This window comes from Streptomyces purpureus (assembly GCF_014648195.1).
Taxonomy (GTDB): domain Bacteria; phylum Actinomycetota; class Actinomycetes; order Streptomycetales; family Streptomycetaceae; genus Streptomyces; species Streptomyces purpureus.
Window position 1 is genome coordinate 457997 of record NZ_BMQQ01000001.1, and the last position, 12872, is coordinate 470868.

Below are 12872 nucleotides of genomic sequence, written 5' to 3' on the forward strand. Positions count from 1 at the left end.
AGCCGTTCCCACGGGTTCCCGAAAGGCGGAGGAAAGTGACCGAGAGCGGGCCGCAGGACCTGTACGGAGGACCCGAATGCCCCGGCGACCTGAGGGAGTTGCGCGACCGGGTCGCCGCCTTCGTCCGGGACCACGTCATGCCGTGCGAACCGCTCCTGGACGCCGGCGGACCGGCCGCCGCCGACACCCTGCGCGCCCTCAGCCACCGGGCCAGGGCCGAGGGCCTGTGGGCGCTGCCGCTCCCCGCCGACCTGGGCGGACAGGGCCTGCCGCTGCGCGCGTACGCCCACCTCGCCGAGGCCGAAGGCGCCAGCGACCACGGTCCCGCCGCGCTCGGCTCGGCGCCGCTCCTCGACGCCCTGATGCTGCGCCGCCACGCCGGGCCCCCGGTACGGGAGCGGTATCTGAAGAAGCTCGTCGCCGGGGAGATCCGGACGAGTTACGCCATGACCGAACCCGACACCCCCGGCAGCGACCCCTTCCTCACCGCCACCCGGGCCGTCGCCGAGGACGGCGGCTGGCGCGTGGAGGGCCGCAAGTGGTTCACGACCGGAGCCGCCGACGCCGACCTGGTCACCGTCCTGGCCCGTACGGACGGCGCCCCGCCCGACCGCGAGGGCCTCTCCCTGCTGCTGGTCCCCACCACATCACCCGGCTTCCGGGTGGTGCGTGAGCTGCCCGTCCTCGGCGCGGGCGGCCAGTGGGAGATCGAACTCTCCGGTGTACGGGTCGACGCCGACCATCTCGTCGGCGCCCGGGGAGCGGCGCTCGCCGTCGCCGGGGAACGGCTCCAGCTCGGCCGCACCCTGCGCTCCCTGCGCTGGCTGGGCCAGGCGCGGCGGGCCTTCGAGCTGATGCGGGAACGGGCCCGCACCCGCTGCCGCTCCCGCGGCCCCCTCGGCGACCTCCAGCTCGTCCAGCAGCACCTCTTCGAGGCGCTCCTCGCCCTGCGCACGACCCGCCCGCTCGTCCACGAGGCCGCGGCCCGGCTCGACGCGGGCCAGGACGCGGCCGTGGAGGTCGGCCTCGCCAAGGTCGCCTCCGCCCGGATGCTCCAGCAGGTCGCCGACGCCGCGATCCAGGTGCACGGCGCGGCGGGCCTGGGCCCCGACACACCGCTGCCCGCCCTCTTCCGGACCGGACGCATGGCCCGGATCCTCGACGGGCCGGACGAGCTGCACATCGGCGCGGTGGCGCGGCGGCTGCTGCGCTGACCTCAGACGGCGCGGGCGTCCAGCAGTCCGGTCACGACCGCGAGGCCGGCGGCGAGGAAGAACGTCCCCCAGACCAGCTCATGGCGTACGGCCGTGCCCGCGTCGAGGTCGTAACAGCCGTCCAGGAGCCGCCCGGTGGCCGCGAGATGACCGTGGACCAGCTCTTCCAGGACGGCCATGGCCTGCTCGCGGCGCCCCAGCTTGAGCAGGGCGAGCGCCGTGATCGCGGCGGCGGAGGTGTCCAGGGGCCCGTCCGGCCGGGACGCGTCGGCGAGAGGGACCAGCCGGTCCGGCATCAAAGCGTCCAGTACGTACGGGAGTTGGGCTGGACGGTCGGCGAGGGCCAGCAGCAGCCAGGCCCGGCCCCGGCTCCAGCCGGGCGGCGGCGCCTCGCACGCGACCCACCCGCCCGGCCCGTACTCCCACGCTGGGAGGTCCACGCCGCAGAGCTCCAGATGCGTCCGCAGATGGCTCGCGGCGGCCCGCTCGTCCACGGTGGCGAGCAGCGGCACCATCCCCGGCACGCCGTCCACCCGCGCCACCAGCCGGGGCCCGCCGAAGGCCCCGCCCCAGGGCACCAGCCCCAGACGCGGGTCGTACGCCGCCAGGCAGGCACGCGCCGCCCGCTCCCGCAGCGCCGCCGACCGCGCGTCGTCGGCGAGCGCGGTGCCGTACCAGTGGATGAGCCCCCGGGTCGCGGTGTCCGCCTCCACCCAGCAGCCGAGCCGGGCCGTGCAGTCGCCCGCCGCCGCCCGGTGCGCCGCCTCACCGCTGTGCCGCGCCCGCAGCCACAGCAGCCCGGCCCAGAACCCCCCGGTCCACGACCCGCGGGCCGACGTCGTCCACCTCCCGCTGTCCGGATCGGCGAACAGCGGGAAGCGCGGGCCGACTTCGCGGTGGGTGGCGGCCACCCGGGTGAGTACGTCGTCCAGGGCCTCGGCGGCCCAGCGGGGTGCGCCGCGGCTCATGCGGGCGCCTGCCCCTTCGACGACGAGCCGGGAGGGGGCGCGTCCGCCGGACCCCCCGTACGCCCCCGCCGTTCCCGTACGGCCCAGGCCACCGCCACCGCGCACGCACCGGCGAACTCCGCGGCCACCAGCAGCCAGCCGGTGCCGTAGCGGCCCGCCTCGGCGAGAAGGCCGAAGAGCGGGGGACCGACCGCGAAACCGGCGAAGAAGGCGGCCGAGACCAGCGCGGAGTCCTGGCCCGCCCGGCCCGGGGCGGACCGTTGCATCACCAGCACCATCGACACGGCGTTGCCCGCGACCGCGAACACACCGACGGCGACGGCCGCGAGCCACGCCAGCGGGGGCACGCGGGTGGCCGCGGCCAGGAGCAGCGCCGCACCGACCGCGCCGGCCGCCAGCACCCCCGGCAGCCACACCGCCCGCGCGGGGTCACCGGCCTGCCGTGACCAGCCCACCCGCCCCGCGATCCCGGCCACGCCGAGCACGGCGACCAGCGCGGCGGCGGCCGTCGGACCGAGGCCGAGCCGCTGAGTGCCGTACAGCGCGACATAGGTGTTCACGGACGCGATGCCGCCGCCGAGCAGCAGCGAGAAGGCCGCGAGCCAGGTGATCGTGCCCCGCGGCAGCCAGGACGACGGCGTCGCCTTCGGCGGGGGATCGGCCGGCAGCAGGCGCGCCGCCCAGACCGCGGCGCCCGCCGCCGCGCCCGCCGCCGCCCACACCGCGCCCCGCCAGCCCGCGACCCCGGCCAGCGCGGCGAGCGGCAGCCCGGCCGCGAACGCGCCGAGCTGGACGCCGGACTGCTTGAGGCCGGTGACCGGGCCGCGCCGCGCGGGCTCCACGGCGGCCAGGATCGCCTTGTTGGTGGCCGGGTTGGCCAGCGCCTGCGGCAGCCCGCCCAGCGCGACCGCCACCAACAGCACCCCGGCGCCGGGCGCCGCGCCGATCGCCGCCAGGGCGAGGGCGGACAGCAGCAACAGCGCGACCAGGCACCGGCGTGGACCGAACCGGTCCACCACCCGGCCCCCGGCCGGGGACAACACGGCCGCGGCACCGAACCCGACCGTCGTGGTCAGCCCGAGCACGCCGGCCGAGACCACGGACTCCTCGACCAGCCGGGGTCCCAACGCGCCCAGCAGGAACAGCTGGAGCATCGAGAAGGCCATGGCGCAGGTCAGCAGCGCCGTCAGGCCCCGCCCGCCCGTCCGCGTCGTCGTCCCCTGACTCACCGTCACCATCCTGTCTGCGTACGGACGTCGCCTCACGCAGGAGTCGGACCGGGGAGCGGTGTGGTTCCCGTACCGCACCTGTGACATGAACCACATCGGCCAACACTGAACGGACCTGCGGAACATGCCCGTACTGCCCTTCGAAGCGAGGCGCGCGGATGCGAGGATGTGGCCGCCATGACTGCTGGGTGGATGTGCCGTGCGATACGGGCCGCGGTGTTCGCGGCCGTCTGCGTGCTGCTCGCCGCCCTCGGCCACAGCCTGATGTCCGGTACGCCAGTACCGGGTTGGGCACTGGTCGCCGGGGCCACGGCCGCGGGCGCCGTCGCCTGGGCCGTTGGCGGGCGCGAGCGCGGCCGGTCCGCCGTCGTCGCCGTGGCGGTGGGCGCGCAGGCAGCGCTGCACACGGCCTTCTCGTTCGCGCAGGCGTCGGCGCAGCCGGCCACGGCGGACGGCACGTCCTTCGCCCGGGAATGGGCTCGTCACCTGCTGTGCGGGGACATGGCCGCCCCGCCGGAGGCCGAGGCCACCCGCCTCGTCACGGCGGCGGGCCTCGGAGGCCACCTCCACGAGCCGCCGCCCGGCACGGACCGGATGTCGCTGAGCGAACACGCCGCCCACACCCTGCACCTGGGCACGGACACCGCCGCGGCACCGGCGGCGGCCGCCCACGACATGGGCCTCCTCGGGGGCTCCTCCACCGGAATGCTCGCCGCCCACCTGCTGGCCGCGCTCGTCTGCGGACTGTGGCTCGCCCATGGCGAGCGCGCCGCGTTCCGGATCCTGCGCGCCGTCGCCTGCCGGCTCGTCGCCCCGCTGCGGCTGCTGCTCCTCCCACCCGCGCCGCCGCACCTCCCGCGCATCCGCGCTCCCCGGCGCCGCGCCGCCCGCGCCCCACGGCGCCTGCTGATCTCCCTCGCCATCACCTTCCGGGGTCCGCCCCAGGGGACCGCTGTCGTCTGACAGCCGGCTTCCCGACGCGCCGTTCGGCGCTCGGGCATCGGCCGCGTGAACCCACCGCGGCCGTACCCACGTACCGGGTTCCCGAATTCGTACCCCGCAGGTTCCCGCAGGCATCCCGCGGATTCCTGCACCTCGCGGATTCCTGAATTCCGGTTCCTGACTTCCGAGAAGGACACCAGGCGATGACTCCTGCACCGACCCACGCCCGCACCTGTGCCCCGGCCCATGCCCCCAGCCCGGTCCGCACGGCGGCGTCCGACGAAACCGCCACCCGCTGGGCCCTGGCCGCACGGGACGGCGACCCGGTCGCGGTCGAACGGTTCGTGCACGCGCTGCACCTCGACGTACGCCGCTATGTGAGCTACCTCAGCGGGGACCCGCAGGCCGCCGACGACCTGACCCAGGAGACCTTCCTCAGAGCGCTCGGCAGCCTGCACCGCTTCGAGGGCCGCTCCTCCGCCCGTACCTGGCTGCTCTCCATAGCCCGCCGTACGGTCGTGGACAGCCTCCGGCACGCCGCGTGCCGCCCCCGCCTCTCCGACACCGACGACTGGCTGAGCGCCGCCGAACGCGTCCAGCCGCGCAGCCTGCCCGGCTTCGACGACGGCATCGCCCTGGCCGAACTCCTGGACGCGCTGCCCGAGGAGCGGCGCGAAGCCTTCGTCCTCACCCAGCTCCTCGGCCTGCCCTACGCGGAGGCGGCCCAGGTCAGCTCCTGTCCGATCGGGACGGTCCGCTCCCGGGTGGCCCGGGCCCGTACCTCCCTGATCGGCCTCCTCCACGCCGCCGAACGCCAGCCCCCGGTCCCGGCACCCGCCTGACGGGCACCCCCGCCCTGCCGCCCCGGCAGGGCGGGTCCCTACGACCAGAACTCGTCGTCCGGCGGCCACCGCGGCCGGTTACGGCGAGGTGGCGAGAGCACCCGGCGCCATGGTGTTCGCTTCCAGGACCGCTCCGACCGACTGCGCCAGGTACGGGATCTGGTGGGCGGAGACGCCCGCGATGTTGATCCGGCCCGTGGTGGTGCCGTACACGCCGAACTGCCGGCGCAGCCTTAGCATCTGTTCCGGCGCCAGCGGGAGGATGGAGAACATCCCCTTCTGGCGCGCGAGCGCACGCGCTTCGGCGGTGTGTCCCAGGGCGGCCAGCCGGGCGGTCAGATCGGCGCGGTTGGCGCTGATCCGGCCCCGCATGGCGTCGAGCTCGCTCTCCCACAGGGCGCGCAGCCGGTCGTCCCCCAGGACGGCCGTGACGATGGCGGCGCCGTGCTCCGGCGGCATCGAGTACAGCGTCCGGGCGGCGTTCTGCAGGGCCGTCTCGGCGTGGCGCAGCGCGCGCGGCGACGGGCCGAGGACGATGGCGCAGCCGGTCCGGTCGCTGTAGAGGCCGAAGTTCTTCGAGCAGCTGACGGCGATCAGCATCTCCGGGACGCGCTCGGCCAGCATGCGGGTGGGCGCCAGATCCGCTGCCAGGCCGTCCCCCAGGCCGTGGTAGGCGAGGTCGACGAACGGCACCCAGCCGTCCCGTACGGCCAGTTCGGCCAGTGCCTGCCAGGTCTCCGGCGCCGGGTCGACGCCGGTGGGGTTGTGGCAGCAGCCCTGGAGCAGGACGACGTCGTCGCGGCGCGCCTGGGACAGGTCCGCGAGCAGGCCCGCCGCGTCGGGCAGGCCCTCGGCGTCGGCCCAGCGGTACGTCCGTACCGTCAGTCCCGCGGCCTCAAGGATGGGCCGGTGGTTCACATAGGCGGGATCGCTGATCCAGACCGTGGTGCCCGGGCGGGTACGGCAGACCAGATCGGCCAGCAGGCGCAGCGCGCCGGTGCCGGCGACCGTCTGGACCGCCGCGGCGCGTCCGGCCGGGGCGCCGGGGCCGAGGACCGTCGTCACCATGGCGTGGTTGAAGGCGAGGTTGCCCGAAAGGCCGCGGTACTCCTTGGAGTCGGAGCGCTCGGCGAGCCGTATCTCGGCCTCACGGACGGCCGCCATCACGGGCGTGGTGCCCGCCTCGTCGCGGTACACACCGAGGACGAGGTTCAGGCGTTCGGGGCGCGGGTCGGACCGGAACTCCTCGGTCAGCTCCCACAGCGGGTCGGCGGGGGGCGGCAGCAGCAGCTCAAGCATCGGCGGGCACCTTGGGGCGGAGAGAGGGAACGGGATTCTGAGCGTCAGGTGTGACGGTCAGGGCAGCGGCCCGTGGGCGTCGGTTGGCCAGCAGGACACCGGCGGTGATCAGGGGGACACCGATCAGCACGGTCAGGGCGGGGGACTCGCCGAGCAGCGGAACGGCGAGCAGGACGACCAGGACGGGGCTGAGGCTGCCGACCACGGAGCTGCGCTCGGCGCCGAGGCGGCGGATGGCGAAGGCGTACAGCAGCCCCGCGCACAGTCCGACGCCGAGCCCCTGCACGACCAGGAAGAGCGCGATGTCGCCGCCCGCCGCGCCGGCGATGCCGGTCGGCAGCAGCCCGGTCAGGACGAGGAGCCCGATGACGGCGAACGAGGGCAGGCACAGCAGCCCGATCGACCCGACCGGGTCGAGGTCGACCTCCCGCAGGCCCACGGTGTACAGCGCCCACAGCCCACTGGCGATCAGCAGGACGGCGGAGCCGGTCAGGACGTCGCCGTTGAGCGGGACGACATGGCGCCAGACCAGCACGACCACGCCGACGGCGATCAGGGCGAGTCCGGCGGCCTGACTGCCCCGGGGCAGCCCGCGCCCCTTGGCGACCATCAGGGCGGAGACGAAGAGCGGGACCATGCCGGGAACGATCGAGCCGACGAACGCGGCCGACGTCAGGGAGCCGCCGTACATCGCGGCCAGGAAGAACGGCACCCCCGCCCCGCAGACGATCTTGAGCGCGGCGGCCGGGCGCACCCGCGCGATCCGGCTGCGACGCCGCCACAGCGCGGGCGCCAGCACCACCAGCGGCACCCCGAACCTCAGCAGGGCGGCGTCGGCGGGCAGCAGCGTCGAGGTGCTCAGCGCGCGGGCGCTCAGGGCGAAGGCCGCCCAGATACTCACGGTCAGGGCGAGGGCGATCATCCCCCAGGCCTGCGGGGAGACCCCGAACCGCCCCATGGCGGCCGTCATGTCCCTCGTATCAGTGCTGGTCAACGCGGTGCCTCCCCCGACCTGCCGATGCTTTTTCGTCACCTGGCAACGCTAGGGCTTCGCCCGGGGCAGCCGATTGCTACTTCTGCCTCCTGGACATACGTTTGGGGCAGGATCTGCCAATCGGTGGCCGAGAAGTGCCGTCGAAGCCATCGGAAAGGGGCCGGGAGGCGCCATGGACGCTGTCGATCTCCAGATCATCCGCGAGCTCCAGGCCGACGGCCGGCTGTCCAACCAGGACCTCGCCGACCGCGTCCGGCTCTCCCCTTCGCCCTGCCTGCGCCGTGTGCGCCGCCTGGAGGAGGCGGGCCTGATCCGCGGCTACACCGCGATGGTGGACCAGGTCGCCTACGGGCTCCCGATCACCGTCTTCGTCCGCATCCGGCTGGAACGGCACACGGCCGAGGCGGTCGCCCTCTTCGAGGGGGCCGTCGGCCACATCGAGCACATCCAGGACTGCTATCTGATGGCGGGCAGCAGCGACTATCTGCTCCGCGTCGTCATCGAGAGCCTGGAGGCGTACGAGGCGCTGGTCCGCACCCGCATCCACGCCATCCCCGGCATCTCCTCGATCGAATCGAGCTTCGCCTTCGGCAGCGTCAAACAGTCCCGCACCTACCCGGCCCCCGCCTCCCCGGCCCGCCGCCGCCCCGTCTGAGCCGGCTCAGCGCAGGGTGAGCGGGTCGACGCGCAAGGTCCGGCGCGTGGCGTTGTAGAAGAACATGTCCTCCCCCGGGCCCGCGGGGTCCGGGAGGCTCGTCCGGCCCATGACCGGTGCCCCGACCCCGAGGAGCGACAGGGCCCCGGGCCCGAATTCGGGCTCGACGGTACGGACGAAGTCGACTCCGCTGCCGTCGGCACGCAGATGGTGGATGGACGCCGTGCCGTCGAGCGCGCAGTGGCGCAGGACGAACGGGCGCCCCGCCGCGTCCAGCAGCGCGAGATGGGTGTACTTGGGCTGCCAGAAACCGGACCGGGAGGCGAAGCGCATCGTGAACCCGGACGCGGTGACATGGCGGACCATCACCTCTCCCGTCGTCAGCCGGTACGTGAGCACGAACGTGTCCCCTTTGACCGGAACGGCGAGCACCGCCGTGTGCCCCGCCCCCCACCGCATCGTGGTGACCAGCGCCGGAGCGCCGGTGCCGTCGGCGAGCCGGAACAGCTCCGCGTCACCGGTGAACGTGTTGTAGCCGATGCAGTGCGGGGCGCCGTTCAGGACGAGCGGCACCACATGGGTGTGGGCGGCCTGCCCGGCCGGGCTGTGGTGGATCTCGGTGAGGGTGTCCCGTGTCTTGTTCATCCGGAAGACGGCCTGAGCACCCGACCCGAACGCGTGGCCGAAGTAGTGCAGGGTGCCGTCCGTGGTGAACGGCACGAGCGAGGTCCAGTCGCCGCCGATGTTTCCTGTCCCGACGGAAAGGTTGACCAGGTCCAGCGGCGGCGTGCCGTCCGGCCGGCGGCCCGGACGGACGAAGAAGTTCTCGGGGGACGAGACGGCGTAGGCGCCGCTCAGGGCGTCGTACGCCAGCATGCGCGCGGCCGGTCCCATGGGGAAGCTCTGCATGTGCGTCCACGCCCCCGCCGAGGCCGTGGCCCCGCCGCCCTGGACGATCATGGTGTGGCCGATGTCGGCGCGGATGGCGTGCTCGCACACGGGGCAGAACGGCTGCGCGCTGTGCCGCATCGCGCAGTCCGCCGAGGGCCGGAAGATTCCGCAGTCGTGCTGGTGGGCGCCTTCGTACGCGCCGACCGCGTCGGCCGGTACGGGCGGGGTGGCGGGCACGACCGGGTGCTCGCGGACGCACGGAACCGCGCGCACGGTGGTCGGGACCAGCGACTGCGGCAGCGTGAGCAGCGGGCCCCACTTCATGGTGTCGACGGACGTGCGGGTGGTCACATTGGGTTCGCGGGGTTCGGTGCCGGTGAACACCCTGGGGGGATCCGCCTCGGTGTTCTCGTACGGATACTCGTCCGCCAAGGCGAAGGCCTGGTGTCCCAGTTCATGTATGGCCACCTTGGGCCAGTCCGCCCTCGCCTTGCTGAACCAGCCGACGTCGTCGTGCATGCTGCCGCCGTCGAGCCGCGTGTTGTTGACGACGACGAGGATGTGGTTCACCTCCTTCAGCCCGGGCCGGCCATGGACGAACTCCCGCACCTTCGCCGAGTCGCCCCACAGACTCCGTTCGATCCGCCGGCCGCGCGCGTCGACATCGTTTCCGTACATCGCGCCGAACGCGGTGTCGAAGGGCGAGACCGCCTGTGGCGGGGTCAGGAGCTTGATGGTGTTGCCGTTCCGGTTCGACGCCGCTGGCACCTGGACCACATTGAGCAGAGGCACGATGTCGCGGGTGCCGAACGGCGGGGTGGCGAGCAGGGCGAGGACGAAGGTGACGACGTCGATGTCGAACACGCCCGAGTCCAGCTCCTGCTGGGTGTACCCCTCGGGGACGACGGCGACCGTCCACCCGTTCGCACTGCGCGCCGGACTCCCGAGGACGAAGGTGACGGCGTTCACTGCGAACCTCCGGGAAGGTCAGCCGATGTCGAAGCGGGCGAGTTCGCTGGCCGGTTCGTGCAGCCGGCCCGGATCGAGGGGGCTGCTGTGTACGACCAGCGTCCGCATGCCCGGGAAGACCGGGGCGAGCAGGACGAAAACGCCCTTGGGGGCGTCCAGGGGACTGCTCGACAGGCCGCCGGGGCGGGTGTCGGAGGGGACCTCGCCGAGCAGACGGATCGGCAGGTGCCGCCCGCGCCGGTAGAGCACCTGCCCCTCCGCGTCGACCACTTCGTACCGGAAACCGGACTGGGACGCGAGCGACTCCGCGGGGAGAGTCAGGTCTTCGCAGGGCGGGGCCGTCATCACCAGCTCCTCGCGGGAGACCAGCCGAATCGGTGGCCCGCCCGCCGCCCAGTCCGCGCTGTCGTAGGAGAAGGTGAGGCGCATGGTGCGGGTGGAAGGGCCAGGCGCCTCCGGGGCGGTCAGCGCCGCCCAGGTCTCCGGTGTCGTCGTACCGGTCGTGGCCAGGCGTCGCTCCGCCTGGAACGCGCGCACCGCGGTGACGGTGTCCGGTCCGTACGCGGCGTCGACGACGAGCGGGGGCAGGGCGCCCCTCCGGTTGAGCCGGTTCTGCACCTGAGCCACCGGCGGGCCGGTCGTCACGGGCGTGCGCGGGCCCGGTTCCAGCAGCGGGAACGGCGCGGCGAGCGCCAGCGCGTACCAGTCCTGACGGTCGATCCGATCCGTGCCGGGCAGATACCGGCTCTGCTGGAAGTGCCGTACGGCCAGCAACGTGAGCGGACCGAAGTTGCCGTCCACGACCAGCGGTGGCACGGCCGACCCGGCCGCGTTGAGCAGCGCCTGAGCCAGTTTCACCGAGCCGTTCACCTCATGGGGGTCGGCCATGGAGGCCAGGACCGGTTGCCGGCTCCAGTCGAGGAGCTCGGGCTGTACCGGGTCCGGGAGGGGCTCCCCGGCTGGATCCAGGGTCCGGGGCTCCACGCGATGGGCCACCGTGCCCGAGCTCGGCAGGAAGTCCCCGTCGCCGAGGTACTCCACGCTCACCCCGTGCGGGCCGAGAGGCACCCCGGACGTACGGAGGGCGGCGCGCCCGAACCGGTCCAGCCGGGCGCTGCCCAGCGCGCCGGTCAGCGCCCCGAACGCCACCGCCCCGCCCGGGATCGCGTCCGCCGGGTCGGAGCCGCGCACGGTGACCGCGACGGTCACGTCCTCGCCCGCCGACGAGGGCTCGTCGGTGGTCACCACATAGCGGCCCTGGACGGCGGGGTCGAAGGTGATGCGGCCGTCCCGCCGCAGGGTGAAGCCCGTGGTGAGAACGCCGTTCCTGGTCTGGGGGGCGTAGCGCACGGACGGCAGCAGCACGACGGAGATCTCCCGCGGCGTCGAGGCCTCGGGACCCGTGCCGGGGAGACCGGCGATGCCCACCAGATCGCTGTCCGCGCCGGTGGCGTCGAGGACGATCCGGTACCCCCGCAGGATCAGCGTGCTGCCCACGGCCTCGGCGAACCCCGCGTACGACGGGTGGAAGCGCACCTCCCCGGCGCGGGTGACGTCGTAGGCCAGTTCGGCGACAGCCACGGCCGACTGGAAGCCGTACCCCTTCGCCGGCAGGACGGTCAGCCGATGGGCGGTCTGCCGGGACAGGTAGGTGCTCCCGCGCGCCAGCCCGAGGGGGATCACGTCGTGGGAGAGTGCGGTGCCGTCGAGGGTGATGGTGTGGCCCCGGAGGGTGAGGGTGTCGCCCGAGGCGTCGGCGAAGGCGGCGTATTGTTCCGCGCGTTTCACCTGCCCGTCCCGGGTGACCTCGTAGCTCAGATCCGCCGAAGTGCCCGCCCCCGGCTGGAAGCTGTAGCCCCTCGCGGGGACGAGCGCCAGCCGATGGGTGGCCGTGCGGGACAGGAACTCGACGGGGGTACGCGACGCCCCGGTGGGGAGAACGTCGTGGGAGAGCGCGGTGCCGTCGACGACGACGGTGTGGCCCCGGACGGTGAGGGTGTCGCCCGAGGCGTCGGCGAAAGAGGTGTAGTCCCGGGCGAGGCTCACCTCCCCGGCGTTCGTCACTCCGAACCGCAGATCGGCCACCACCCCCGCCCCGGCCTGGAAGCCGTACCCGTCGCCGGGCAGGACGGTCAGCCGATGCACCTGTGTGCGGGACAGAAAGCCGGTGACGCCGCGCATCCCAAGCGGCAGGAGATCGTGGTAAAGGCCTGTGCCGTCCACCCGCAGCGTCCGTCCGCGCACACCGAGAAAGCCTTCGGCGGCGGTGGCGAAACCGCTGTGGTCCGAGGCGAGTTGGACCATGCCGTCGGGGGTGGGACGGAACGGCAGCTTGCCCGCACCGCCGTCGAGCCGGTGGCCGATCCCCGGCAGCAGCCGCAGGTCGTGCGGCCGGTCGGACGTCAGGACCACGCCGCCGATCCCCGTGGCCGCGAGGAGCAGGTCGTGGTCGAGTCCGATGGCGTCCACGCGGACCGGCACTCCTCGCACGGTCAGCCGCCGCTCGCCACGGCCGGTCACCACGAGGTCGAAGTCCGGGGAGAAGTCGAGGGTGCCGTCGGCCCGCACCTCGAAGGTGAAGTCCGGTACGGGCGCGGACTCCTGCCAGAGGTGGTAGCCGCCGCCGACGGGCAGCGAGACGGTCGGCGGGGGTGTACGGGAGCCGTCCAGCAGACCGGTGCTCGCCTCGGGAACGGCGAACAGCGGAAAGGTGAGCTGTGACGTGTCGACCTCGATGTCGGGCATCGGCCACTTCCCGGTCAGAGAGGGGCCGTGCGCGAGCCATCGGCCCCGGCTGAACGGTTCCTCACCACCGTACCTCCGACCCCCCGGCTTCTCGACCGGGGGACGAGGCGACCTGGCCACCTCA

At 73.9% G+C, this 12872-nt stretch carries 10 protein-coding genes; 4 read left to right on the top strand and 6 right to left on the bottom strand.

All coding sequences use genetic code 11. The features are described from left to right. The first annotated feature begins 35 nt into the window (after positions 1–35). A complete protein-coding gene (locus IEZ01_RS02060; RefSeq protein ID WP_019891078.1) occupies positions 36–1214 on the top strand; it encodes an acyl-CoA dehydrogenase family protein in 1179 nt (392 codons plus the stop codon). A 2-nt stretch (positions 1215–1216) separates the two neighbouring features. Here IEZ01_RS02060 and IEZ01_RS02065 read toward each other — a convergent pair whose 3' ends face one another. Then, positions 1217–2182, bottom strand: a complete 966-nt coding sequence (locus IEZ01_RS02065) for a sugar ABC transporter permease (protein WP_229832600.1) — start codon at positions 2180–2182, stop codon at positions 1217–1219. Continuing rightward, entirely contained in the window at positions 2179–3420 is a 1242-nt protein-coding gene (locus IEZ01_RS02070) for an MFS transporter (RefSeq protein WP_189199507.1), read from the bottom strand. Before IEZ01_RS02070 ends, IEZ01_RS02065 begins: the two co-directional genes overlap by 4 nt. 168 nt (positions 3421–3588) lie before the next feature. Here IEZ01_RS02070 and IEZ01_RS02075 point away from each other — a divergent pair, with 168 nt between their 5' ends. Together IEZ01_RS02075 and IEZ01_RS02080 are read left to right on the top strand one after the other, a co-directional pair. Further along, positions 3589–4374 carry a hypothetical protein gene (locus IEZ01_RS02075; protein WP_189199509.1) on the top strand — a complete coding sequence of 262 codons (786 nt, stop codon included), beginning with the start codon at positions 3589–3591 and terminating at the stop codon, positions 4372–4374. Positions 4375–4556: 182 nt separating this feature from the next. Further along, the gene (locus IEZ01_RS02080) at positions 4557–5195 is read left to right on the top strand and encodes a sigma-70 family RNA polymerase sigma factor (protein ID WP_019891086.1); all 639 of its coding nucleotides are present in this window, start codon (positions 4557–4559) and stop codon (positions 5193–5195) included. A 78-nt stretch (positions 5196–5273) separates the two neighbouring features. On the opposite strand, the gene IEZ01_RS02085 is transcribed toward IEZ01_RS02080, so the two are convergent. Together IEZ01_RS02085 and IEZ01_RS02090 are read right to left on the bottom strand one after the other, a co-directional pair. Continuing rightward, positions 5274–6494: an amino acid aminotransferase gene (locus tag IEZ01_RS02085; protein ID WP_019891087.1), complete on the bottom strand. Its 1221-nt coding sequence runs from the start codon at positions 6492–6494 to the stop codon at positions 5274–5276. After that, on the bottom strand, positions 6487–7488 hold the full coding sequence (locus IEZ01_RS02090; RefSeq protein ID WP_229832602.1) for an EamA family transporter: 1002 nt from the start codon (positions 7486–7488) through the stop codon (positions 6487–6489). Before IEZ01_RS02090 ends, IEZ01_RS02085 begins: the two co-directional genes overlap by 8 nt. 172 nt (positions 7489–7660) lie before the next feature. Between IEZ01_RS02090 and IEZ01_RS02095 the strand changes: the two genes are divergently transcribed. Further along, positions 7661–8143, top strand: a complete 483-nt coding sequence (locus tag IEZ01_RS02095) for an Lrp/AsnC family transcriptional regulator (RefSeq protein WP_019891090.1) — start codon at positions 7661–7663, stop codon at positions 8141–8143. A gap of 6 nt (positions 8144–8149) precedes the next feature. Here IEZ01_RS02095 and IEZ01_RS02100 read toward each other — a convergent pair whose 3' ends face one another. Further along, positions 8150–10003 (bottom strand): M64 family metallopeptidase, encoded by a 1854-nt coding sequence (locus tag IEZ01_RS02100; protein WP_189199511.1) that lies wholly within the window; start codon positions 10001–10003, stop codon positions 8150–8152. 18 nt (positions 10004–10021) lie between these two features. Continuing rightward, entirely contained in the window at positions 10022–12748 is a 2727-nt protein-coding gene (locus IEZ01_RS02105) for a peptidoglycan-binding protein (protein WP_019891092.1), read from the bottom strand. Positions 12749–12872 lie beyond the last annotated feature (124 nt).

Bases quoted from the DNA above. Each gene is read 5' to 3' on its own strand.
- IEZ01_RS02065 (WP_229832600.1), bottom strand. From the start codon at position 2,182: ATGAGCCGCGGCGCACCCCGCTGGGCCGCCGAGGCCCTGGACGACGTA.
- IEZ01_RS02070 (WP_189199507.1), bottom strand. From the start codon at position 3,420: ATGGTGACGGTGAGTCAGGGGACGACGACGCGGACGGGCGGGCGGGGC.
- IEZ01_RS02075 (WP_189199509.1), top strand. From the start codon at position 3,589: ATGACTGCTGGGTGGATGTGCCGTGCGATACGGGCCGCGGTGTTCGCG.
- IEZ01_RS02080 (WP_019891086.1), top strand. From the start codon at position 4,557: ATGACTCCTGCACCGACCCACGCCCGCACCTGTGCCCCGGCCCATGCC.
- IEZ01_RS02085 (WP_019891087.1), bottom strand. From the start codon at position 6,494: ATGCTTGAGCTGCTGCTGCCGCCCCCCGCCGACCCGCTGTGGGAGCTG.
- IEZ01_RS02095 (WP_019891090.1), top strand. From the start codon at position 7,661: ATGGACGCTGTCGATCTCCAGATCATCCGCGAGCTCCAGGCCGACGGC.
- IEZ01_RS02105 (WP_019891092.1), bottom strand. From the start codon at position 12,748: ATGCCCGACATCGAGGTCGACACGTCACAGCTCACCTTTCCGCTGTTC.